This is a genomic window from Streptomyces sp. NPDC056452 (assembly GCF_042796085.1).
Lineage (GTDB): Bacteria > Actinomycetota > Actinomycetes > Streptomycetales > Streptomycetaceae > Streptomyces.
In genome coordinates this window covers 64,979-88,708 of sequence record NZ_JBHTRI010000004.1, presented here as the reverse complement: position 1 = coordinate 88,708, position 23,730 = coordinate 64,979, and the positions used below count along the sequence as shown (strand labels likewise).

Sequence of the window (23,730 nt, the reverse complement as noted above, 5' to 3'; positions counted from 1 at the left end):
GCACTTCGCGTGGGGCGGGGGTGCGGTCTCAGTACCGGAGCCACGCCTCCAGGGCCATCCCCTGCTGATCCGTCCGCTGCCTGGTCACGCTCATCCCACCGTCCGGGCCGATCACCGCCACGACGAGCCGGCCGGCACGGTCACGGGCGAGTGCGGGCACGCCTTCGCAGGGTTCGCGGGTATCGGCCCACCAGGCACCTGCGGATTCCATCTCGGTCGGATAGGCGGTCACCCCGAGGGTGCCCGTCTCCTCGGTCTGGGCCAGTACGGTGCAGTCGTAGCCGTCCACGACGCAGCGGGACAGGGCGAGGGGGCCACGACCCGACCGGCCGGCGAGCGGAGCGGGGGCGACGTCGTCACCGCCGGGTGCGGGCAACCGGTAGGCGACGACCTCGCCGCTCGCGTCGTCACGCCAGAAGTGGGTGATCCGGTCCTCGTAGGACCCGGTGCCCGACGCGGTCTCCGGGCGGGCGATGAAGACCAGGTTGGGCGCGCGGTCCAGGGAGCCGCCCGGCTTCTCCTGGCGCCATACGTACACGCCCTTGTCGGCGGGTATGAAGACTTCGACCCGGCCGGACGGGGTCACGACGGCGGACATGCCCTCCCGTACCCGCTTGCACGGCAGAGCCGTCCACTTGCCCCAGGCGCCTGCGCCGCCGCGCCGACGGGTGAACACCCCGCCGGTCGCGCTGCGGACGAAGACGTGGACCGTGTCGCTCCCGTCGACGACCGCCACCGGGGCGCCGATGGCCCCCGCCTGCGCGGCCTCGGTGTGCGGGTTGCCGATCGAGTGCCATCCGGTCATCGGGCGGCCTGCCTGGTACTGGGACGCGAAGACGATCTCGACGGGTGCCTGAGGGCCCTTGCCCTTGCGTCGCACGGCGAAGAGGTCGGCGTAGCCCTGCTGACTCCGTGCGACGGAGAGATACGGGAGTATCCCGGCGTCGGGAAGCAGGAGTTCGGGGCGTGCCCAGCCGCCGGACTGCGCGTGGTCCTCGGTCCAGCGCACGATGCCGCCGGTCCTTCCGACGGCGTACGCGGTGAGGCGGCCTTCGCCGTCCGGCACGAGCCATCCGGTCGTGCGCGGCGCGGCGGCTCGTGGTGCGGCGGCGGACTGCGTGACGGGTCCGGAAGAGACCCCCCCGACAGGATGACCGGCACGCCTGCGCCCTGAACGCAAAACCATTGCTCTCCGCCCGTTCTTCACCGAGTACTTCCTCCGGTGCCGAACGGCGATGGGCGGAGTCCCGTGGTTGCTCTGTCGAGTGACCGGTTCGCTTTCACAGCGTCAACTGGTGTCACAATAATACTCGACAGGGGTCGATTTCAGAGTGCTTCCTATCACAGAATGCGACTTCAAGGTGTGAACGGCGCCTGGATGATACGCGGCACAGGGACGACTTCGGCACACACGGACCGATACCGTCCGCCCTCCCCTTCCTCTCCTCTCGCACGCGCCGAGCGCGTCCCGACGGAAGACCACACGAGCCCATGACAGACAAGACCACTGGCACCGGATCCGGGATACCCGACGAGACCCGGTCCAGACGAGCACCCAAGCCCCGCAAGCGCCGCCGGGGCCTCAAGATCACTCTTGGCGTCCTGCTCGTCCTGCTGCTCGCCGGCGGCGGCACGGTCTACTGGATGTACAGCCAGCTCGACGGCAACATCAAGGGCGTCGACATCAACAAGGCGCTCGACGAGAAGGACCGTCCCGAGAAGCTCCCCACCACCGGGCAGAACCTGCTGGTGCTGGGATCGGACTCGCGGGCCGGGGCGGAGAACAAGGAGCTGGGCGGTGGCGGCAGCGTCGGCGGCGCCCGGTCCGACACCGCCATGGTGGTGCACATACCCGAGGGCCGGACCGAGGCCGTCGCCGTGTCCATTCCGCGCGACACCCTGGTGACCCGGCCGGAGTGCAACAAGGCCGACGGCTCGAAGATGCCGTCCGCCGAGCGCGTGATGTTCAACTCCGTGTACTCCCAGGTCGGTCCGGCCTGTGTGGTCAAGACCGTGGAGAAGATGTCCGGGGTCCGGATCGACCACTACCTGGAGATCAACTTCGCCGGGTTCAAGGATCTGGTCGACGCGATCGGCGGCGTCACCGTCGAGGTCGAGGAACCGATCCGGGACAAGGCGTCCGGGCTCGACCTGACCGCCGGCTCCCACAAGCTCAACGGCACCGAGTCCCTCGCCTACGTCCGGACCCGGCACGGCATCGGTGACGGCAGCGACCTCGGACGGATCGGGCTCCAGCAGCAGTTCCTGCTCGCGCTGCTGACCGAGATCAAGTCCCAGGACCTGCTCGGCAGTCCGACGACCGCGTACAAGATCGCCAACTCGGCCACCAAGTCGCTCACGACGGACGAGGGGCTGGCCTCGCTGACCTCCCTCACCGAGTTCGCCCGCTCGATGAACGGCGTCGACCCCTCCTCCATGGAAACGATCATGCTGCCGGTGGCCTACGACAAGCAGGACCCGAACCGGGTGGTGGCCTCGGAGCCCCAGTCCGGCGAGCTCTGGAAGGCGATCCGTCAGGACGCCACGATCCCCGAGTCCGCCAAGAAGTCCCCCGCTACCGGCGGCTGATCCCGCCTCGTCCTCGAGGGACCGGCAGGGGACCGACCGCGGTCCGGCCCGGCCGGTCCCGGAACGGCAGCGGCCGCAGTCGTACGGGACCCGGTGTACGGGTCCGCGTACGGCTGCGGCCGCTGCCACGTCATGTGGGGGGGCCGGGCAGGGTCAGGAGATCTTGTCCTTCTGCATACGGCTGTTCCGGCGCCCGTACAGGAAGTAGACGGCCACTCCGATGGCCATCCAGATCGCGAACCGGAGCCATGTCTCGGCCGGCAGGTTCAGCATCAGCCACACCGAGGCGGCGACGGAGACGATCGGGAGCAGGGGGACCCAGGGGGTACGGAAGGCCCGGTGCAGGTCCGGGCGGGTGCGGCGCAGGACGATCACGCCGAGGGCGACGACCACGAAGGCGAAGAGTGTGCCGATGTTCACCAGGGTCGCGAGCTCGTTGATGCTCGTGAACCCCGCCACGATCGCGATGATCACACCGAGCAGGATGGTCGGGCGGTACGGGGTGCCGAATCGCGGGTGCGTCACCGAGAAGAAGCGCGGGAGCAGCCCGTCGCGGCTCATCGCGAAGAACACCCGGGTCTGGCCGAGGAGCAGGATCATGCAGACCGTGGTGAGGCCGACTGCGGCGCCGAAGCTGATGACTCCCGCGTAGAAGGGGTGGCCGACGGCCTTGAAGGCGTCCGCGAGCGGGGCGCTGACGGAGAGTTCGGAATAGTGCTGCATGCCGGTGACCACGAGCGACACGGCGACGTAGAGCACTGTGCAGATGAGGAGCGAAGCGAGGATGCCGCGCGGCATGTCCCGCTGGGGGACCTTGGTCTCCTCGGCCGCGGTGGCCACGACGTCGAAGCCGATGAAGGCGAAGAAGACGACGGAGGCGGCGGTGAAGATGCCCATGATGCCGAAGTTCGTCGGTTCGTAGCCGAACATCAGCTGGATCAGCGGGGCGTCCAGGCCCGAACCGGATTCCTGTGGCTGGGCGTCGGGGATGAACGGCGAGTAGTTGGCCGACTTGATGAAGAACAGGCCCGCGACGATCACGATGCCGACCACGGCCAGCTTGATGGCGACCACGACCGTCGTCACCCGGGCGGAGAGCTTCATCCCGAGCACGAGGATGACCGTCAGGATCAGGACCAGGGCGAAGGCCAGGATGTCGAAGCCGAATCCGTCCGTCGCGTCGGGACCTGAGAGCGCCTCGGGCATCGTCCAGCCGACGTTGTCCATGAGCGAGCGGACGTAGCCGGACCAGCCGACCGCCACCACCGCCGTGCCCAGGGCGAATTCGAGTACCAGGTCCCAGCCGATGATCCAGGCGACGAGTTCGCCGAGGGAGGCGTACGCGAACGTGTACGCGGATCCCGCCACGGGAACGGTGGAGGCGAATTCGGCGTAGCAGAGTGCGGCCAGGGCGCAGACGACACCGGCGGCGACGAAGGCGAGAGCGGTCGCGGGACCCGCCGTCTCCTTGGCGACCTTGCCCGTGAGGACGAAGATTCCGGTGCCGATGATGACACCCACTCCGAAGACCGTGAGGTCCAGCGCGGAGAGGGATTTCTTGAGCGCGTGGTCCGGTTCCTCCGTGTCCCTGATCGACTGTTCGACCGTCTTCGTCCGAAACAGTGTGTTCACCGGTCTGCCTCCGTGATCGTCCGTCGCCGCGTCCTCGCGTTACCCGAATCACGGTCATGATCGAGACGACGCGCGGCTGAGGGGCGGCGGAAGAGGGCGATTCACCCGATGGGGCACGGGAGAGGGAAGTTATCTCGGCCGAACGGAGTATCGGGGGCACACACGGCACACGCTCGCGCCCCCGCCGAGCCCCTCCCGGCGACCACATGACTGCGCCCCCTCGCTCCGTTGCGGAGCGAGGGGGCGCAGTCGCGGTACCGGCCGGCGCGCGGGGTCAGTCGCGCACGGGCTCCACGGCCCGGCTCTCGTACCGGCCGTCCAGCTTGGCGACCAGTCCGGTGACCTGACGGGCGATGTCCGGTGCGGTCAGGCCGATCTCGGCCATGACCTCCTTGCGGGAGGCATGGTCGAGGAAGACCGGCGGGATCCCGAAGTCACGCAGGGGTACGTCCACCCCGGCGTCCCGCAGGTTCTGGGCGATGGCGGAGCCGACACCACCCGCCCTGCTGTTGTCCTCGACGGTGACGACGACGCGGTGCTGTGCGGCGAGCGGGGCGAGCGCCTCGTCGACGGGCTTGACCCAGCGCGGGTCGACCACCGTCGTGGAGATGCCCTGGGCGTCCAGCAGCGCGGCGATCTCCAGGCACATCGGGGCGAGCGCGCCGACGGAGACCAGGAGGACGTCCGGCGCGTCCGTGCCCGCGTGGCGCAGCACGTCCATGCCGCCGACCGTTCCGACGGCCTTGACCGCCGGGCCGACCGCACCCTTGGAGAAGCGGACGACGGTCGGCGCGTCGTCGACGTCGACGGCCTCGCGCAGCTGGGCGCGGACCTGGTCGGCGTCGCGCGGGGCGGCGATCCGCAGGGTCGGCACGCACTGCAGGATCGACATGTCCCACATGCCGTTGTGCGAGGCGCCGTCCGTACCGGTGACTCCGGCCCGGTCCAGGACGAAGGTGACACCGCACTTGTGCAGGGCGACGTCCATCAGTACCTGGTCGAAGGCACGGTTGAGGAAGGTCGCGTAGACCGCGAAGACGGGGTGGAGTCCACCGGTGGCGAGGCCCGCCGCGGAGACCGCGCCGTGCTGCTCGGCGATTCCGACGTCGTAGATCCGGTCCGGGAAGGCCTCCTCGAACCTGCCGAGGCCCACGGGCTGGAGCATGGCCGCAGTGATCGCGACGATGTCCTCGCGCTCGTGGCCGAGCTTGACCATCTCCTCGCCGAAGACCGAGGTCCAGTCGAGGCCGGAGGTGGAGATGGGCAGGCCGGTGTCGGGGTGGATCTTGCCGACGGCGTGGAAGCGGTCGGCATCGTCCTGGAGGGCCGGGGTGTAGCCGCGGCCCTTCTCCGTGAGGCAGTGGACGATGACCGGGCCGCCGAAGCGCTTGGCACGCGTCAGCGCGGATTCCAGGGCCTCGATGTCGTGGCCGTCGATCGGGCCGACGTACTTCAGGCCGAGGTCCTCGAACATGCCCTGCGGGGCGATGAAGTCCTTGAGGCCCTTCTTGGCACCGTGCAGGGTCTCGTACAGCGGCTTGCCGACGACCGGCGTGCGCTCCAGGAGGTCCTTGCCGCGGGCCAGGAACCTCTCGTACCCGTCGGTCGTGCGCAGGGTGGCGAGGTGGTTCGCGAGACCGCCGATGGTCGGGGCGTAGGAGCGCTCGTTGTCGTTGACGACGATGACGAGGGGGCGGTCCTTGGCGGCGGCGATGTTGTTCAGCGCCTCCCAGGCCATACCGCCGGTGAGCGCGCCGTCGCCGATGACCGCGACGACGTGGTCGTCCTTCTTCAGTACCTCGTTGGCCTTGGCGAGGCCGTCGGCCCAGCCGAGGACGGTCGAGGCGTGCGAGTTCTCGATGACGTCGTGCTCGGACTCGGCGCGGGACGGGTATCCGGAGAGGCCGCCCTTGCTCTTGAGCTTCGAGAAGTCCTGCCGGCCGGTGAGCAGCTTGTGCACATAGCTCTGGTGGCCGGTGTCGAAAAGGACCTTGTCCTGCGGGGACTCGAACACCCGGTGCAGGGCGATGGTCAGCTCGACCACGCCCAGGTTCGGGCCGAGGTGGCCTCCGGTCTTGGACACCGCGTCGACGAGGAAGGTACGGATCTCCTCGGCGAGCTGGTCCAGCTGCTCGAGGCTGAGCCGGTCCAGGTCGCGCGGTCCCCCGATGCGGGTCAGCAGGTCCACCCGTGCCTCCTTGCGTTTGAGCTGGTCGAGCGTGCCGATCCGATGAGTCTAATGTTCCGTCGGCGGCATCGGTCATCGGGCAGCGCATTCCGCGTGCTGCCGTGGGTGCGTCCGGCCTCGTGCCGCGGGCGCGTTCCGCGCCGTGCCGTGGCAGGACATGAGTACGCGCACGTGCCCGGCACCACGAGGGATGCCGGGCACGTGTGCGGATCCGCGGTCAGGCGCGGCCTGCGGTCTTCTGTGTCTTGCGGGTGACGGAGTCGATGACGACCGTGGCGAGAAGCACACCACCGGTGATCATGTACTGGACCGGCGTGGCGATGCCTTCCAGCGACAGGCCGTACTGGATCGAGACGATGACCATGACACCGAGCAGCGCGTTCCACGTGCGGCCACGGCCACCGAAGAGGCTGGTGCCACCGATGACGGCTGCGGCGATGACGTTCATCAGCAGGTCGCCGGTGCCGGAGCCCTGGTTCGCCGCCGCGATCTTGGAGGCCCAGAACAGGCCGCCGATCGCCGCGAAGGTACCGGCGATCGAGAAGACCGAGATACGGATCGCGGTGACGTTGATACCGGCGCGGCGCGAGGCCTCGACGCTGCCGCCGAGTGCGAAGATCTTCCGGCCGTAGGAGGTGCGGCGCAGGACGAAGTCCGAACCCACCAGCACGATGAGGAAGAGGACCAGCGCCAGCGGCAGACCCCGGTACTGGTTGAACATGAAGGCCGCGGCGAAGGCGAACACCGCGAGCACCGCGGTGCGCACCACGATGTCGGTGAGCGGCCGGGCCGGGATGCCGGCCGCGTCGCGGCGGCGGCTGTCCAGGAACGCGGACAGGAAGAAGCCGATCACGGCGAGGGCCGCGAGGCCGTAGGCGGCTGCGACGTCCGTGAAGTAGTACGTGGTCAGCTTGCCGACGACACCGTCGCCGTCCAGGTTGATCGTGCCCGTGTCACCGAGGAGCTGGAGCATGAAGCCCAGCCAGAACAGCAGGCCCGCGAGGGTGACGGCGAACGCGGGTGCGCCGATCCTGGCGAAGAAGAAGCCGTGGACGGCTCCGATGACCGCACCGCTGACGATGGCGACCAGGACGGCCAGCCACTCGTTCATTCCGTTGGTCACACTGAGTACGGCGACGACGGCACCGGAGACACCGCTGACCGAGCCGACCGAGAGGTCGATCTCGCCGAGCAGCAGCACGAAGATGATGCCGACGGCCATCATGCCGGTGGCCACCATCGTCACGGCGATGTCGCTGATGTTCTTCGCGGAGAGGAACTCGGAGTTCAAGCTCTGGAAGATCACGCAGATGATGATCAGGCCGATGACCACGGGAATCGACCCGAGGTCTCCACCGCGCATCTTGCGCTTGAACTCGGTGAGGTATCCGCCGAAGCCCTGCTCGCGCACGAGCAGCCGCGGGTCGACCGCGGTGTCCGCGCCCTTGGCGGCCTCCGGGTTGATCACTGCGGTGGACGTCTTGTCGGTCTTCACTTCTGGACCTCCGCGTTGCGCGCCGCACGACGGGTCACGGCGTTTTCCGTGGCGCCCGTGATGGCGGAGATGATCTCTTCCTGCGAGGTGGTCTTCACGTCGAAGACCCCGTTGTTCCGGCCCAGCCGGAGCACGGCGACCTTGTCGGCGACGGCCTTCACATCGGCCATGTTGTGGCTGATGAGGATGACCGCGTGGCCACGCTCGCGCAGCCGCTCGACGAGGTCGAGGACCTGGGCGGTCTGCTCGACGCCGAGGGCGGCGGTGGGCTCGTCGAGGATGACGAGCTTGGGCTCGCCGAGCATCGAACGGGCGATGGCGACGGTCTGGCGCTGACCGCCGGAGAGCGAGGCGATCGGGATGCGGACGCTGGGGATGCGGATCGACAGCGTGCTGAGGAGCTCGCGGGAGCGGCGCTCCATCTCGACCTCGTTCAGGACTCCGAACTTGCGGATCTCCCGGCCGAGGTAGAGGTTGCCGACGACGTCGATGTTGTCGCAGAGCGCGAGGTCCTGGTAGACGGTCGCGATGCCCAGCGTCTGTGCGTCGTTCGGCTTGTCGATCTTGACCGGCCGGCCTTCCCACTCGATGACTCCGTCATCGATGGGGTGGACTCCGGCGATCGTCTTGACCAGCGTTGACTTACCGGCGCCGTTGTCGCCCACCAGGGCGACCACCTCGCCGGAGTGGACCTCAAGCTCAACATCGGTGAGCGCCTGGACGGCACCGAATCGCTTGGAGACCCCTCGCAACGCCAACACGGGCGTAGCGGACACGTGAACCATCTCCTTCGCCGCCTGACCGGCGGGGATGCCGCGCCTGGGGGAAGGCGCGGTGGTCGAGCAGAAGCGTATGAACAGAAGAAGCGTTCCGTCCGGCGCCCCGCCCGGTAGCGGGACAGTTGGTGGGCGGGGCACCGGACAGGCTTCGGGGGCAGACCGCGCGGGACCGCCCTGCGGGCGGTCTCGCGGTGGGGCCTACTTCAGACCGGCGGCGTCGCAGGCGGCCTTGTACTTGGCCGTGCAGATCTCGTCGATCGTGTAGATGCCGTCCTTGAGGACGGTGTCCTTGATGTTCGCCTTGGTCAGCGAGACGACCGGGACGAGGACGGTGGGAATGCCCTTCGTGCTGGCGCTGTCGATCTTCGACGTGGCGATCGAGTCGAGCTTCTCACCCTTGGCCAGCGCGACGGCCATCTCCGCGGCGACGACGCCCTCCTGCGGGTACGGCTTGTAGACGCTCATGAACTGCTCACCGGTGACGATGCGCTGCACACCGGCGAGTTCGGCGTCCTGACCGGTGACCGGCGGGAGCTTGGAGAGACCGGCGGCCTTGAGGGCGGTGATGATGCCGCCCGCCATGCCGTCGTTCGCGGAGTAGACGCCGGCGATCTTGTCCTTGCCGAGAGCCGTGATCGCCGCCTCCATGTTGGCGTTGGCGTTGGTCGGCTTCCACTCCTTGGTGTCGTACTCCTTGCCGTACGTGACCTTGCCGTCGAGCTCGGCCTTCGCACCCTTCTTGAAGAGCGCTGCGTTCGGGTCGGTGATGGCACCGTTCATCATCACGATGGTCGGCTTCTCGGCGCCGCCCAGGGCCTCCAGCAGGGCCTTGCCCTGCACGTGGCCGACCTCTTCGTTGTCGAAGGAGGTGTAGGCGTCGATCGGGCCCTCGGCGAGGCGGTCGAAGGCGACGATCGGGATGCCCGCGTCCTTGGCCTTCTTGATGCTGTTCTCGATGGCCTTGGCGTCGACGGCGTCGACGATCAGAGCGTCGACCTTGTTCGTGATCATGGTGTCGACCTGCTGCGCCTGCAGCGTGGCGTCCTGCTTGGCGTTGGCGTAGACGACCTCGCCCTTGCCACCGGTCAGCTCGCTGACCTTCTTCTCGATGATCGGCTTGTCGAACTTCTCGTAACGAGCCGTCTCACTCTCGGGAAGGAGCAGACCGATCTTGAGATCGTCGCCCTTCTTGCCGGAGCCGGTGTCCGTGGTCTTGTCGCCCGACTCCTTGGCACTCCCGCAAGCAGCAAGCGAGACGGCCATCGTGGTGGCGGCAACGGCAACGGCGGCACGACGCATACGCGTGTTCATTTCGAACCTCCCTGACGAGGCCGCGACGTTGCGGCCGAGGTGGGTTGGAGTCAACTCGGCCGCGCCGTCAGCGTCAAGGAGTAAATCCTTAACGAGATGACAACGGTGCCATTCGTTATCTAAGTGAAGGCAGGCGTCCCGGCAGGGACCGTGCTCTCCAAAAGGGTTGAATCGCCCATCTCGCTGAGAACGAGGGCCAGCGCCCCCAGTACTTCGGCCCGGCCGCCGAGTGCTCCGGGCAGCACCGAGAGCTGTCGTGCCGCACTGGGGATCGCGTACCGGGAGACCGAGTCGCGGATGGGTCCGAGCACCAACTCGCCCGCCTCGGCGAGGGATCCGCCGAGCACCACCCGGCTGGGGTTGAGCAGGTTGCAGAGGTTGGCCACACCGCTCCCGATGTGCCGTCCCACGTCCCCGATCACCCTGCGGCACCCCGGGTCGCCCTCACGGGCCAGCTGGACCACCCGCTCCATGGTGAGCTCGGGCCCGTGGCTGGGCTGCAGAAGGGGCAGCACGTACCGGGCGGCGGTGAAGGTCTCCAGGCAGCCGCGGTTGCCGCAGCGGCACACGGGGCCCGATTCGTCGAGCGTGATGTGCCCGATCTCGCCGGCCGTGCCGCCGGGCCCGCGGTAGATGGTTCCGTCGATCACCAGACCGGCGCCGACACCGCTGGCGACCTTGATGTACGCGAGGTCCTTGACCCCCCTGCCGCTGCCCCAGACCAGCTCCCCCAAGGCCCCGAGGTTGGCATCGTTGTCCACGTACACGGGCACGCCGAGGCGGCCGGAGAGCTCCTGGCTGGGATTGATGCCCGTCCAGCCCGGCAGGATCGAGGTGGAGCCCAGCGTGCCGGACTCGACATCGATCGGTCCCGGAACGCCCAGACCCACGCCGATCACCTTCCCGGGGCTTATCCCGGTGGTCTCGATCAGGCGGTTGACCAGCTGTTCCGCCCGGCCGAAGCCCTCCGCCGACGAAGCGTCGACGTCCAGCGGCTCGGATTCCTCGGCCAGTACCTGGTGGGCGAGGTTACCGATGGCCACGCGAAGGTGAGTATGTCCGAAATCTACCCCGATGACAATGCCCGCGTCCCCGCTGAGGGAGACGCTCCGGGCGCGGCGTCCGCCCGCCGAGGTGGGGGTCACCTCGACCGTGCCGCCGTCCTTCAGTTCGCGAACGATGTTGGAGACAGTGGCCGCGGAGAGGCCGGTGCTTCTGGCGATCTCCGCCTGGGTGAGCGAACCCGCCATACGCACGGCGCGCACAACCCGCTCGAGGTTGGCGCGATGCAGAGATGTCTGCGACCCCGGAGTCTCCATTGACCCACCCTTATCCGTGGCCCGCGTCACCCTGGGTGACCGAACCTTGTACAAGTTATGAACTCCAAAGCTCCGCTGAGGATACCTATGCCGTCAACCCCTTGACGGAAATCAGCTCCTGCCCCTTACAAAGGGGTCGGGCCCCGGAGAGTTGTCTCTCCGGGGCTCGACCCCTGTGTGCAACGGGTGAAGCAGCGGTTACGTGATGGCGCCGGCCGGCGGACCGGCGAAGCGGCCCGGCCGGCCGTACGGCGCGACGGTGGGCGTCAGCGGAAGGTGCCCTGTGACACCGAACCGGCGATCCGGCGCTGGAAGATGACGTACACGACCAGTACAGGCACCACCGTGACCACGATCGCCGCGAACAGCGCACCGTAGTCGACGTCGTAGACCTGCGAGGACGCGTACGCGGCCATCCCCTGGGTCAGGACCCACATGTCCTGGTCGGTGTTGAGCGCCACCGGCAGCAGGAACTGGTTCCACAGCCCCAGGAAGTTGAAGATCGCCACCGCGGCCATGCCCGGACTGGCCATCGGCAGCATGACCTGGAAGAACGCCCGCCAGTCACCGGCACCGTCGATCAACGCGGCCTCGTAGACGTCATGCGGCAGTGACCGGAAGAACGAATAGAGGAAGAACATCGTGAACGGCAGCGCGAACGCGACGTAGGTGAGGATCAGTCCCAGACGCGTGTTCAGCAACCCGAAGTTCTGCAACTGGAAGAACAGCGGCACGATCGCCAGGAAGACCGGGAACGTCAGTCCGGCCAGCATCGTGTAGTAGATCAGCCGGCGCCCGGGGAACTGGAACCTGGCCAGGATGTAGGCGCACATCGCACCCAGCAACATCACCAGGAACAACGCGGAGACAACGACGATCACCGAATTCAGGAAGTACTTCCCGATGTTCGCGTCGGTCCACGCGTTCGCGTAGTTCTCGACCCTCCAGTGGTCCGGGAGCGAGAACGGCGACGACAGGATCTCGCCGGTCGACTTGAACGACGACATCAGTATCCACAGCATGGGCACGATCACGACCACGGACCATATGCCCAGCAGGACGTGCGAGATCGTGGCGAACATGCGGTCGCTGCTTGCGGTGACTCTGACCAGTTTCCGGTCGGCGGTTATGGCGCTCACTGAGCACCTCCCTTGGCTCCAGCACGCCGAGCCTTGAACCCACGCGCATTCTTTTTGCCCTCGCCACCGCCGGTCAGGCGGAAGACGGTGAACACCAGCGCCGCGAACACCAGGGTGACGACGGCGAGGACGACACCCATCGCGGTGGCGTATCCGAACTGCTGCTTAGCGAAGGCGACGTTGAACAGCCGCTGGCTGATCGTCAGGGTCGAGTTGGCCGGCCCGCCGTTCGGCAACAGTGCCTGTACGTAGACGAACGCGTCCAGCGCGGCGATGCCGAGATAGATGTACGCCGTCTGCACACTGTCCCGGATCTCCGGCAGGGTGATCGAGATCGTGGTCCGGAACCGTCCGGCCCCGTCGATCCTGGCCGCCTCGTACAGCTCGGCGGGAACTCCCTTGATCGCGGCGATGAAGAGCACCGCGTAGAACCCGACGAGTCCCCAGACGAAGACGAACATCAGGGACGGCATGGCGGTCGAGACCTCGCCCAGCCAGGCGAACGCCACGAAGCCGTCAAGACCGATCTTGGTGAGGAAGCCGTTGACCAGGCCGGCGTTCGGGTCGAACATCTGCGCCCAGATCAGGCCGACGATGATCGCCGGCACGACGTAGGGGAAGAACGAGATGATCCGGTAGAACGACGCACCCCGGATCCCCCGGACGGGGCCCTTGCTGGGCCCGCCCAGCGTGATGGCCACCGCGACCCCGAGGGCGAGCGTCAACGTCACCAGCGGTACGACGGCCGCCAGCAGCGCCACGTTGCGCAACGCCTTCAGGAAGATGTCGTCCTCGAACATCTTGATGAAGTTGTCCAGCCCGACGAAGTTGTAGTCCGGGCTGAAGCCGCGCCAGTCCGTCATCGCCCAGTAGATCGCCTGGACGAACGGCATCAGGACGAAAAGGATGAAGACGGCCAGCGGGATACCGAGGAACGCGAGGAAGAACGTCACCCGGTCGAAGGTGAGTTTGCGGCGCCCGGGACGCCCGCCGCGAGCGGCCGACTTGAGCCGGCCGCTCGTGGGTTCGGGTTTGGTGATCGTGTCACTCATCGCGCTACTAGCTGACCTTGATCTTCTCGATGGAGGCGTCTTCCCGGATCTTGTCGGAGATCTTCTGCAGAGCCGAGGTCAGACCCTTGCCGTCGATGTCACCGGCGAGGAACGAGTTCCACGGCACCAGCTGGTCGGTGTTCATACCGTAGGCCTCGACGAACGTGTAGTTGAAGATGTTCTCGCCCGCGGCCTCGAGCATCTTCGTCTGCGAGACGAGGGCCGTGGAGCCGTAACCGTCGGCGGGCACGGTGCCCTTGACGATCGTCGGGGCCAGCTTCGTCTTGGAGAAGTTGGCGGCCGCCTTCTCGGACAGCATCGCCCGCAGGACCTCCTTGCCGCCGGCCGGGTTCTTGCCCTGCTTGGGAACGATGAACGGCTCGCCCGCGGCCGCACGGAGCGCCTCGTAGGGGATCTTCGGCTTGGCCGTGAGCGTCATCGCCGGAACACCGGTCATCTGGAAGTCGGCCTTGGTGGCGTCCTTCATCTCGTTCTCGATCCAGCCACCGGACGGGTAGAGCAGCGCCTTCTGGTCGTTGCTCCAGATCGCCTGCGCCTTCTGGAACTGGGTGCCGGAGCCGCCGGGGACGAACATCTTCTCCTTGACCATGGTCTCCATGATCTTGATGACGCCCTGGACCGCCGGGTGCGACCAGCAGCCCTTCTCCAGGTTCCCCAGCGCGATCCGGACCTCGTCGCCGCCCTCCTTGATCGCCGAGTCGATCAGGAGCGTCCGGTAGTAGGTCGCCGCTTCCTTGCCGTGGACGAAGAGGTACTTGCCCTTCTTCTTCGCCGCCTGGCCGAGGTCGAGCGCCTCGTCCCACGTCTTCGGCGGGGTCCAGCCGTTCGCCTCGAACAGCGTCTTGGAGTACCAGACGCCGTACACCGTCATCACGTAGTTGAGCGCGACGAACTTGTCCTTGAACGTGCCGGGGTCCTTGACGCCGGGGTAGACGATGTCGGCGATCTTCTTGCCCTCGTAGGTGTTGGCCTCGAAGACGTCGTCGAGCTCCTCGAGCTGGTCGAGAATGCCCAGGAAGCCGATCTGGTCCTCACCGGAGTTGTCGATGAGGTCCGGCGGGTTGCCACCGACGAAGCGGGGCTGGAGCTCCGGGCCGATGTCGACGACCGGCTTGACGTCAACCTTGGTGCCGGCGATCTGGGCCCCGATGACCGTGTTGACGAACTGGACGTAGTCGGTGCCGTAGCCGCCGTCGAAGATGGCCGCCTCGACCTTGGAGTTCTTGGCGACGCCGAACGGGTTCTTGGCACCCTTCTCGCCCTTCGGGCCGCCGCCACCGTTGTCCTTGCTGGAGGGAGAGCCACACGCAACCGCGAACGAACCCATGGCTGCCGTCGCGATCGCCCCGCGCAGGAGCGTTCGCCTGTCAAGAGAGCCGGCACGAATGGTCATCTCTGCATCCTCACTGATCAATTGGATCTCTACGGGTTTGCTGCGTGTTCGGCAGCCGGGCCGGATTGGCCCCGTGCTTGCCGCACTTCTCTTTGAGCGCGTCCTGATGTGGGTGTCCGCCTGCGATGTCGGCGGAGATGCACATCGGGTCGTTCAGCCGTCGTCTCGGAGCCGCTCAGCGGCACCGATGGTGATCACCTGAACGATGTCGGAAAGGCGGTCGCCGTAGCCGTGGCCCGCGCGACAGTCGCGCTCCGCTTGATCAGATCGCAATGGCCTACGCCGGGGGTGGATCCCATGCTCAAGTCCTCGCCTTCTCCAGGACTCAGGCGGTGTACCGGTCACCCGTCGATATCGCCTCAGGCGAAGGGTCCCGCCACCGCAATCAGTTGCGCTTGGGTCATGCGGAATTGCAGTTCTTCCGTGCAGTGGGGGTTTTCGGGAGCCGTACGGCGAAGTCGCTGACAGCGGCCCCGCGGACGTCCCCCGTCCCCCTTGCCCGTGACGCGCGGAACGGCCGTCCAGGTGCCGACAGGTATAGTCCACTTGTCGCCAACTGAGCAAGATCGAATGCAGGTTTGAGCGGCAGTCTTTCCCGAGTTGAGACCTCGCGGACACTTCGGCACCGTGCGCCCTCGCACCGGAACCCACATTTCCGGATTGCGGCCGATTCGGCAGGCCGACACCTCGCAACACTCTTGACACATCCGGCCACTTGGCTCCCTACTGGTACCCGAGTCCCGTAATGACAACGTTGTCCAAGCACGCCCCCCGGGAGGATCGGCTCCGTATGCAGCCCCTACGTGGTCTTCAGCAAGGCCCTCGCAAGAGACACAGCACCTCGGCCGCAGTCATCGCGGCCTCTCTCGTCCTTGTGGCGGCGGCCCCTACAGCGGCCTTCGCACAACCGGCCGGACCGTCCCAAAAGCCTTCCGGGGAGCTTTCGTTCAGCTCCTCCTTCGAAGAGGACGAAAAGCAGCCGGACTGGCGCAATACCGTCGAAGACGGCTCTGACGGAAAGAAGAGGGCATCGGGTATCGATGGCGGATTCTCCGCCGGAATACCGGGCAATGTCACCGATCAGGTCACCGATGTGCGGGCCAGCAGCGAGAACTCCGGGGGCGGCGAGGGGAAGGAGAACCTCGTCGACGTGGAGTCCGCCACCAAGTGGCTGGCCTTCCAGTCGTCGGGCTGGGTCGAGTTCGATCTCGTCGAACCCACCAAGGTGGTGACATACGCACTCACCTCGGCCAACGACCACGACGAGCGCGACCCCAAGGACTGGACCCTGAAGGGTTCCGCGGACGGCAAGACCTGGACGGACCTGGACACCCGGACCGGCCAGACCTTCTCGGAGCGCTTCCAGACCAAGTCGTACGATTTCACTACGGATACGGCTTACAAGCACTTCCGTCTGGACATCACGAAGAACAACGGCGCCGGGGACGCGATCCAGCTCGCCGACGTCCAGTTCTCCAACGGCGATGCCTCCCCGCCGGCGCCCGGCGACATGCGCAGTCAGATCGACCGCGGTCCCTCCGGCTCCCCCACCGCCAAGGCGGGCGCGGGATTCACCGGAAAGAAGGCCCTGCGCTACGCCGGCACGCACAAGCCGGACGGCCACGCCTACTCTTACAACAAGGTCTTCGACGTCGACACGGCCGTCACCAAGGACACCGAGCTCTCGTACCTGGTCTACCCGCAGATGGGCCAGACGGATCTCAACTATCCGGCGACCCACGTCGCGGTGGACCTCGCCTTCACCGACGGCAGCTACCTGAGCGAGCTGAAGGCCACCGACAGCCACGGCGGGCTGCTGACCCCGCAGGGCCAGGCCGACGCCAAGCGGCTGTACGTGAACCAGTGGAACAAGGTCGCCTCGCGCATCGGCACCGTCGCGGCGGGCAAGACCGTCGACCGGATCCTGGTGGCGTACGACTCCCCCAAGGGCCCCGCGAAGTTCCAGGGCTGGCTCGACGACATCAAGATCGCCCCGAAGGCCCCGGAGAAGCGCAAGGCGCACCTCTCGGAGTACGCGTCGACGGTGCGCGGCACGAACTCCAGCGGCGGCTTCTCGCGCGGCAACAACTTCCCCGCCACCGCCGTCCCGCATGGCTTCAACTTCTGGACGCCGGTCACCAACGCCGGCTCCACGAGCTGGCTGTACGACTACTCGCGCGGCAACAACGCGGACAACCTGCCGACGCTGCAGGCCTTCAGCGCCAGCCATGAGCCGAGTCCCTGGATGGGCGACCGCCAGACCTTCCAGATGATGCCGTCGGCGGCCTCCGGAACCCCGGACGCCTCCCGTACGGCACGCGGGCTGCCGTTCCGCCACGAGAACGAGACGGCGAACCCCCACTACTACGGGGTGACGTTCGAGAACGGTCTCAAGGCCGAGATGACGCCCACGGACCACGCGGCGCGGATGCGGTTCACCTACCCGTCCGCCGACGCCAGCATGGTCTTCGACAACGTCTCCAACGACGGCGGCCTCACCCTCGACGCGAAGACCGGCTCCTTCACCGGCTTCTCGGATGTGAAGAGCGGCGGCTCCACCGGCGCCACCCGGCTCTTCGTGTACGGCTCCTTCGACGCACCGGTCACCGACAGCGGCAAGCTGAAGGGCGGCGGCGGTGACGATGTGACCGGGTTCTTCCGCTTCGACGCGGGCAAGGACCGCACGGTCAACCTGCGCCTGGCCACCTCGCTGATCAGCGTCGACCAGGCGAAGAAGAACCTCGCCATGGAGCTGCCGGCGAAGACCTCCTTCGACACGGTGCGGAAGAACGCGCAGAAGGCCTGGGACAAGATCCTCGGCAAGGTCGAGGTCGAGGGCGCCAACGCCGACCAGCTGGCCACGCTCTACTCGAGCCTGTACCGGCTGTACCTCTACCCGAACTCCGGCTTCGAGCAGGTCGACGGGAAGAGCACCTACGCGAGCCCGTTCTCGCCGCAGACCGGCACCAACACCCCCACGCACACCGGCGCGAAGATCGTCAAGGGTGAGGTGTACGTCAACAACGGCTTCTGGGACACCTACCGCACGACCTGGCCCGCCTACTCCTTCCTCACCCCGAAGCAGGCCGGGAAGATGGTCGACGGCTTCGTCCAGCAGTACAAGGACGGCGGCTGGATCTCCCGCTGGTCCTCCCCCGGGTACTCCGACCTCATGACCGGCACGAGCTCGGACGTGGCCTTCGCCGACGCGTACGTCAAGGGCGTGGACTTCGACGCGGAAGCGGCGTACGACGCGGCCGTCAAGAACGCCACGGTGGCCCCGCCGTCCTCCGGTGTCGGCCGCAAGGGGATGGAGACCTCGGTCTTCACCGGGTACGCCAACACCGAGACGCACGAGGGTCTCTCCTGGTCGCTGGAGGGCTACCTCAACGACTACGGCATCGCGCAGATGGGCCAGGCCCTCTACAAGAAGACGAAGAACGAGCGCTACAAGGAGGAGTCCGCGTACTTCCTCAACCGCGCCCAGAACTACGTCAAGCTCTTCGACGACAAGGCCGGCTTCTTCCAGGGCAAGAAGCCGAACGGCGACTGGCGCGTGCCCTCCGACAAGTTCGACCCCCGTGTGTGGGGCTACGACTACACGGAGACCAACGGCTGGGGCTACGCCTTCACCGCCCCGCAGGACAGCCGGGGCCTGGCCAACCTGTACGGCGGCCGCGACGGTCTGGCGAAGAAGCTGGACACCTACTTCTCGACCCCCGAGACCGCCGGACCCGAGTTCGTCGGTTCGTACGGCGGCGTCATCCACGAGATGACCGAGGCGCGTGACGTACGGATGGGCCAGTACGGCCACAGCAACCAGGTCGCGCACCACGCCACGTACATGTACGACGCGGCCTCGCAGCCCTGGAAGACGCAGGAGAAGGTCCGCGAGGTCCTCGGCCGCCTGTACACGGGCAGCGAGATCGGCCAGGGCTACCACGGCGACGAGGACAACGGCGAGCAGTCGGCCTGGTTCCTCTTCTCCTCCCTCGGCTTCTACCCGCTCGTCATGGGCAGTGGTGAGTACGCGATCGGCTCGCCGCTCTTCACGAAGACGACCGTGCACCTGGAGAACGGCCGCGACCTGGTGGTCAAGGCCCCGAAGAACAGCGCGAAGAACATCTACGTCCAGGGCCTGAAGGTCAACGGCAAGAAGTGGACGTCCACTTCGCTGCCGCACGACCTGCTGGCCAAGGGCGGCGTGCTGGAGTTCGACATGGGCTCCAAGCCCTCGGCGTGGGGCACGGGCAAGGACGCGGCCCCGGTCTCCATCACCCAGGACGACAAGGTTCCCGCCCCGAAGGGCGACGTGCTCAAGGGCGACGGCGCGCTGTACGACAACTCCTCGGCCACCTCGGCCGCGGTCGAGTCGGTGGACCTGCCGGTCGCCTCGGCGACGAAGGCGATCCAGTACACGCTGACGTCCTCCGCGGCGGCGAAGGCCCCGACGGGCTGGGTGCTGCAGGGCTCCTCGGACGGCACGACCTGGAAGGACCTCGACAAGCGGTCCGGCCAGACGTTCGCCTGGGACAAGCAGACCCGGGCGTTCTCGGTGCACACGCCGGGCTCGTACACCAAGTACCGGCTCGTGAGCACGACGGCGGCGACGCTGGCGGAGATCGAGCTGATCTCCTGACCTGACGGTCTGTCCACGGCGGCCGGTACCCCGGAAGGGGTGCCGGCCGCTTCGCGCTTACCCGTCCGGGTGACGGCGGGAGGACCGGTGCATACGGGGGCGGGGCAACCACTAGGTTCCCGACCATGCCGCAGCCCAAGGAGCTCGACCCTTACGCGAACCCGCGCGCCTTCTACGGCGCGGAGTTGCGCCGCCTGCGGGAGGCGGCGGGCCTGTCGCAGAACCAGCTGGGCGAGCAGGTCTTCTGCTCCGGCACGTACATCGGCCTGTTCGAAGCAGCGGAACGGCGGCCCCAGTTGGAGCTGTCGAGCGCGCTGGACGAGCTGCTGGGGAGCGGCGAGCATCTGCAGCGGCTGTGCCTGCTGGCGCGGAAGTCGAAGGTGGCGGGGTACTTCGCGGATGCGGCGGAGCTCCAGCAGCGCGCCGCGTCGATCGCGGAATACTCATCCATGGTGGTCCCGGGACTGCTTCAGACCGAGTCGTACGCGCGAGCCCTCACCCGGGCCGCGCATCCGTTCGCCGCCCAGGGCGTCATCGAAGATCACGTACGCACGCGGATGGAACGCGGCCGACTGCTTGACTCACCCACTGCGCCGGTACTTTGGGTGGTGATTCACGAAGCCGCCCTGCTGGTGACCGTGGGCGGTGACGCCGTGATGGCCGAGCAACTCACGTACCTCGCCGAGCAGTCAGCCTCCCGCCCTCGGGTCGTGACTCAGGTACTGCCGTTCTCAGCCGGGGCTCACCCCTTCCTCGACACGTCGGTGACCTTGATGTACTTCGACGACGCCCCGCCCGCCGTATACACGGAGGGCGCCTACAGCGGGCAACTCGTCGAGGATTCACCACTGGTGGACCAATTCTGTTCCGCATACGATCTGGCCAGGGCTTCCGCGCTGTCCCCGGAGACGTCCCTGTCCCTGATCAAGTCGGCGGCGAAGGGTCATACGACCGATGCTCACCTCACATGACCTGTGCGGAGCGGCCTGGCGCAAGTCGTCCTACAGCAACGGTGACGGCGGGAACTGCGTCGAAGTGGCCGACGGATTCCCCGGTCTCGTTCCCGTCCGCGACAGCAAGACCCCCGCCGGCCCGGCACTCTCCTTCACCGCCGCGCGCTGGACCCCGTTCGTCGACGCCCTGAGGAACGGCACCCTCTGACAGGGCCTGCTGGTCCCTGTCAGGTGCGGCTCGGCGCCCGCTCCGGGTCCTGCTCGGCGAGAGGCGCTGCCGTCCGGCGGGGGAGCAACAGCGGGGTCGCCAGCAGGAGCACGCCGGCAAGGCCGATGGCGGTACGCGGGCCGAGGAGGCCACCCAGTACGCCCCAGACGGCTGTCAGAAGCGCGGTCGAGGCCTTGGTCGTCACCGCCCAGGCGGACAGCGTGCGGGCGACCCGGTCGGTCGCGGTGCGCTGGAGGCGGTAGGTGGCCGAGACGGGGTTGAAGACCCCGCAGCAGAGGATGAGCCCGAACTCGACGCCCATCACCAGCAGCAGTCCTCCGGTGCCCGGCCCCAGGAAGGCCAGGCCGATCGGCCAGAACGCACGCAGCGTCCCGGCCACGACCAGGACCCGGTGCTGCCCGAACCGGGTGACGAGCGGCCGGGCCAGCCGCGAACCGAGCAGCCCGCCGATCGAGGGCAGGGCGAAGGCCAGGCCGTACTGCCACGGCGCGAACCCGAGCCGGCCGAGCATCAGGACGGCCAGCAGCGGCGAGGCGGCCATCACCAGGCCGTTGAACAGGGCGGTGTTGACGAACAGCGGGCGGAGCGTCGCGTCGGCGAGGATGTACCGCCAGCCGTCGAGCAGGTCCCCGGCCCGCAGGCGCGCGGCCTCCCGGCGTTCGGGCCGGGGTTCGTGCCCGCCCATCGCACGGATGCCCAGGGCCGAGAGCAGGTAGCTGACCGCGTCGGCCACCAGCGTCGCCACCGGACCGAGGAGCCCGATCGCGGCGCCGCCCAGCGGCGGTCCGATGATCGTGGTCGTCCAGGCCGTGGACTCGAATCTGGCGTTGGCGACGAGCAGGTCCTCGGGCGGCAGCAGCGTTTTCAGGTACGCGCCCGAGGCGGCGCGGAAGGTGATGTCGGCTGCCGCGACGACGACCGAGACCAGCAGGAGCTGGAGGAAGGTGAGCACGCCGAGCGCGAACGCGGCGGGGACCGTGAGCAACGCCGAGAACCGCACCAGGTCCATCGCGATCAGCACCGGCCGCTTGCGGCGGAACTCCACCCACGGGCCGAGCGGCACCGCCACGACCGCGCCCACGGCGGCACCCACGGAGGAGAGCGCGGCGACCTCGCCCGGACCGGCGTGCAGCACCTGGATGGCGATCAGCGGGAACGCGCCGAAGGCGAGCCACGTGCCGAGCGCACTGGTCCCGTACGCTCCCCAGAGCCATCCGAACGGCCTGCCGAGCCGGTGTCCGCTCCTCATGCCCGACGCCCCTCTCCGCCCATCTGCACAACCGATCCGCGATCGGAAGCATCAAAGCGAGAACGACACCCCGGGATCAAACAACCGAAGGGCCGTCCTGCCACAACCAACAGTTGTGGCCGTAGGGTGTCGATGTGGACCTCGACACCGTCAGGACGTTCGTCGCCGCCGCCGACGCGGGTCAGTTCCAGGAAGCCGCCGCCGAACTGGCGGTCACCCAACAGGCCGTCTCCAAGCGCATCGCCGCACTCGAGCGCAACCTCGGCGTGCGCCTGTTCACCCGCACACCGCGCGGCGCCGAGCTGACCATCGACGGGCAGGCGTTCCTGCCCCACGCGCGTGAGCTGCTGCGTGTCGCCGAGCGCGCGGTCGCGTCCGTACGCACCGGCCACCGTCCGCTGCGCGTCGACGTGATCGCCTCGCGCGGCGCGGCGTCCGGCCTGATGCGCGGCTTCCACGACGCGTACCCCGGGATCGAGCTCGACGTGGTGTGGCTCTTCGACATCGAGACGGCAGTCGCCGCCATCCGGTCCGGCGAGATCGACGCGTCCTTCCGCGCCGTCGCCGTGCCCGGCCGGCCCCTGCCCGAGGACATCGAGTCCGTCCGGGTGCTCGACGAGCCGCTCCAGCTCCTCACCGGCCGGCCCCGCACACGCGCTGGCGGGCGCCCGCTCGGTACCCCTCGCCCGGCTCGCCGGGCACCGGATCTGGATGCCGGGCATCGTCCCCGGTACCGAGTGGACCGCCTACTACGACGACCTCGTCGCCGAGTTCGGTCTCACCATCGAGGCGACCGGCCCCAACTTCGGCTCCGACGCGCTCCTGGACACCATCGCCGACACCCCGGCCCTGGCCACCTTCATGGGCGCGAAGACCCGCCTCGTCTGGCCCGTGGGCCACGGCCTGCGCCTCATCCCGGTGACCGACCCGACGCCCGTGTACCCGCACTCGCTCCTCTGGCACCGCGACAACCCGCACCCGGCGCTGGCCACCCTGCGCGCCCACCTCGCCGCCACGGCGACCGGCGATGACGCCGGGACCTGGGCGCCGAGCTGGGTGATCCCGCGCTGACGCCCCGGCCGCGCGCTCAGGCGCGCGCCGCCTCGTACAGGCTCTCCGGGAGCGCGAGGTTCAGTGCCGTGATGACCGGCAGGCCGTGTTCCTTGCCGAGGCGGGAGACCGCGCCCGTGGCGAGCTGGAACAGGGCGCCGCTCGCCGGAGTCAGTCGCAGGTAGCGGGCCGTGAGGACCCGCAGGAAGTGCGAGTGCGCCACCAGTGCGATGTCGGCGTCGCCGAGGCGTGAGGCGGCTGCCCGGACCTCGGCCAGGATCCGGTCCGCGCGGGCGCCCACCTCTGCCGGCGTCTCGCCCGGGTGTCCTTCGGGTCCGGGGGCGACGCCGTCGGTCCAGAGGTTCCAGTCGGGCCGGGTGCGGTGGATCTCGACCGTGGTCACGCCCTCGTACGCCCCGTAGTCCCACTCGTGCAGATCCGGTGTGACGCGGGGCGTCCGCAGGCCCGCCAGCTCCGCGGTACGCCTGGCGCGGATCAGCGGGCTGACCAGGGTGAGGCCGATGCGCCGGCCGGCCAGGAGGGGGACCAGCGCGCGGGCCTGGCGTTCGCCGAGGTCCGTGAGCGGCAGGTCGGTGTGGCTCGTGTGCTGTCCGGAGCGGGACCATTCCGTCTCGCCGTGCCGGATCAGGATCAGCTCGCCCATGGACTCCACCTTCGCGCCGAGGAGCCGG

General features: G+C 68.0%; 16 protein-coding genes and 1 pseudogene. 5 read left to right on the top strand and 12 right to left on the bottom strand.

From position 1 onward, the window contains the following. Positions 1-28 precede the first annotated feature (28 nt). Positions 29-1,066 carry a hypothetical protein gene (locus tag ACFQ6X_RS05610; protein ID WP_383176362.1) on the bottom strand — a complete coding sequence of 346 codons (1,038 nt, stop codon included), beginning with the start codon at positions 1,064-1,066 and terminating at the stop codon, positions 29-31. A 425-nt stretch (positions 1,067-1,491) separates the two neighbouring features. Here ACFQ6X_RS05610 and ACFQ6X_RS05605 point away from each other — a divergent pair, with 425 nt between their 5' ends. Continuing rightward, complete coding sequence (locus tag ACFQ6X_RS05605) at positions 1,492-2,589, top strand: LCP family protein (protein WP_383176360.1); 1,098 nt, start codon at positions 1,492-1,494, stop codon at positions 2,587-2,589. Between the two features lie 153 nt (positions 2,590-2,742). On the opposite strand, the gene ACFQ6X_RS05600 is transcribed toward ACFQ6X_RS05605, so the two are convergent. The 9 genes from ACFQ6X_RS05600 to ngcE all read right to left on the bottom strand — a co-directional run bounded on the left by ACFQ6X_RS05600 (position 2,743) and on the right by ngcE (position 14,918). Continuing rightward, positions 2,743-4,212, bottom strand: a complete 1,470-nt coding sequence (locus tag ACFQ6X_RS05600; protein WP_383176851.1) for an amino acid permease — start codon at positions 4,210-4,212, stop codon at positions 2,743-2,745. Between the two features lie 283 nt (positions 4,213-4,495). Next, a complete protein-coding gene (gene dxs / locus ACFQ6X_RS05595; protein WP_383176357.1) occupies positions 4,496-6,409 on the bottom strand; it encodes a 1-deoxy-D-xylulose-5-phosphate synthase in 1,914 nt (637 codons plus the stop codon). A gap of 217 nt (positions 6,410-6,626) precedes the next feature. Continuing rightward, positions 6,627-7,904: a sugar ABC transporter permease gene (locus tag ACFQ6X_RS05590; RefSeq protein WP_329206363.1), complete on the bottom strand. Its 1,278-nt coding sequence runs from the start codon at positions 7,902-7,904 to the stop codon at positions 6,627-6,629. After that, the gene (locus tag ACFQ6X_RS05585) at positions 7,901-8,689 is read right to left on the bottom strand and encodes an ATP-binding cassette domain-containing protein (protein WP_329206364.1); all 789 of its coding nucleotides are present in this window, start codon (positions 8,687-8,689) and stop codon (positions 7,901-7,903) included. Before ACFQ6X_RS05585 ends, ACFQ6X_RS05590 begins: the two co-directional genes overlap by 4 nt. 192 nt (positions 8,690-8,881) lie before the next feature. Beyond that, positions 8,882-9,994 carry a sugar ABC transporter substrate-binding protein gene (locus ACFQ6X_RS05580; protein WP_383176352.1) on the bottom strand — a complete coding sequence of 371 codons (1,113 nt, stop codon included), beginning with the start codon at positions 9,992-9,994 and terminating at the stop codon, positions 8,882-8,884. 119 nt (positions 9,995-10,113) lie between these two features. Next, complete coding sequence (locus ACFQ6X_RS05575) at positions 10,114-11,313, bottom strand: ROK family protein (RefSeq protein WP_383176349.1); 1,200 nt, start codon at positions 11,311-11,313, stop codon at positions 10,114-10,116. A 266-nt stretch (positions 11,314-11,579) separates the two neighbouring features. Then, positions 11,580-12,395 (bottom strand): carbohydrate ABC transporter permease, encoded by an 816-nt coding sequence (locus ACFQ6X_RS05570; protein WP_383176848.1) that lies wholly within the window; start codon positions 12,393-12,395, stop codon positions 11,580-11,582. 53 nt (positions 12,396-12,448) lie between these two features. Continuing rightward, positions 12,449-13,504 carry a carbohydrate ABC transporter permease gene (locus ACFQ6X_RS05565; protein ID WP_383176346.1) on the bottom strand — a complete coding sequence of 352 codons (1,056 nt, stop codon included), beginning with the start codon at positions 13,502-13,504 and terminating at the stop codon, positions 12,449-12,451. A gap of 7 nt (positions 13,505-13,511) precedes the next feature. After that, complete coding sequence (gene ngcE, locus ACFQ6X_RS05560) at positions 13,512-14,918, bottom strand: N-acetylglucosamine/diacetylchitobiose ABC transporter substrate-binding protein (protein WP_383176343.1); 1,407 nt, start codon at positions 14,916-14,918, stop codon at positions 13,512-13,514. 790 nt (positions 14,919-15,708) lie between these two features. Here ngcE and ACFQ6X_RS05555 point away from each other — a divergent pair. The 3 genes from ACFQ6X_RS05555 to ACFQ6X_RS05545 all read left to right on the top strand — a co-directional run bounded on the left by ACFQ6X_RS05555 (position 15,709) and on the right by ACFQ6X_RS05545 (position 20,718). Beyond that, positions 15,709-19,557 (top strand): GH92 family glycosyl hydrolase, encoded by a 3,849-nt coding sequence (locus tag ACFQ6X_RS05555; RefSeq protein ID WP_383176340.1) that lies wholly within the window; start codon positions 15,709-15,711, stop codon positions 19,555-19,557. 125 nt (positions 19,558-19,682) lie between these two features. After that, a complete protein-coding gene (locus ACFQ6X_RS05550) occupies positions 19,683-20,528 on the top strand; it encodes a Scr1 family TA system antitoxin-like transcriptional regulator (RefSeq protein WP_383176337.1) in 846 nt (281 codons plus the stop codon). Beyond that, positions 20,512-20,718 carry a DUF397 domain-containing protein gene (locus tag ACFQ6X_RS05545; RefSeq protein WP_383176334.1) on the top strand — a complete coding sequence of 69 codons (207 nt, stop codon included), beginning with the start codon at positions 20,512-20,514 and terminating at the stop codon, positions 20,716-20,718. The genes ACFQ6X_RS05550 and ACFQ6X_RS05545 overlap by 17 nt, the downstream gene beginning before the upstream one ends. A gap of 19 nt (positions 20,719-20,737) precedes the next feature. On the opposite strand, the gene ACFQ6X_RS05540 is transcribed toward ACFQ6X_RS05545, so the two are convergent. Further along, on the bottom strand, positions 20,738-21,988 hold the full coding sequence (locus tag ACFQ6X_RS05540) for an MFS transporter (RefSeq protein WP_383176331.1): 1,251 nt from the start codon (positions 21,986-21,988) through the stop codon (positions 20,738-20,740). Between the two features lie 134 nt (positions 21,989-22,122). On the opposite strand from ACFQ6X_RS05540, the pseudogene ACFQ6X_RS05535 reads away from it, so the two are divergent. Beyond that, a pseudogene (locus tag ACFQ6X_RS05535) lies at positions 22,123-23,059 on the top strand (LysR family transcriptional regulator). Positions 23,060-23,075: 16 nt separating this feature from the next. Here the strand turns inward: ACFQ6X_RS05535 and ACFQ6X_RS05530 are convergent. Then, the gene (locus tag ACFQ6X_RS05530) at positions 23,076-23,702 is read right to left on the bottom strand and encodes a histidine phosphatase family protein (RefSeq protein ID WP_383176328.1); all 627 of its coding nucleotides are present in this window, start codon (positions 23,700-23,702) and stop codon (positions 23,076-23,078) included. Positions 23,703-23,730: the final 28 nt, after the last annotated feature.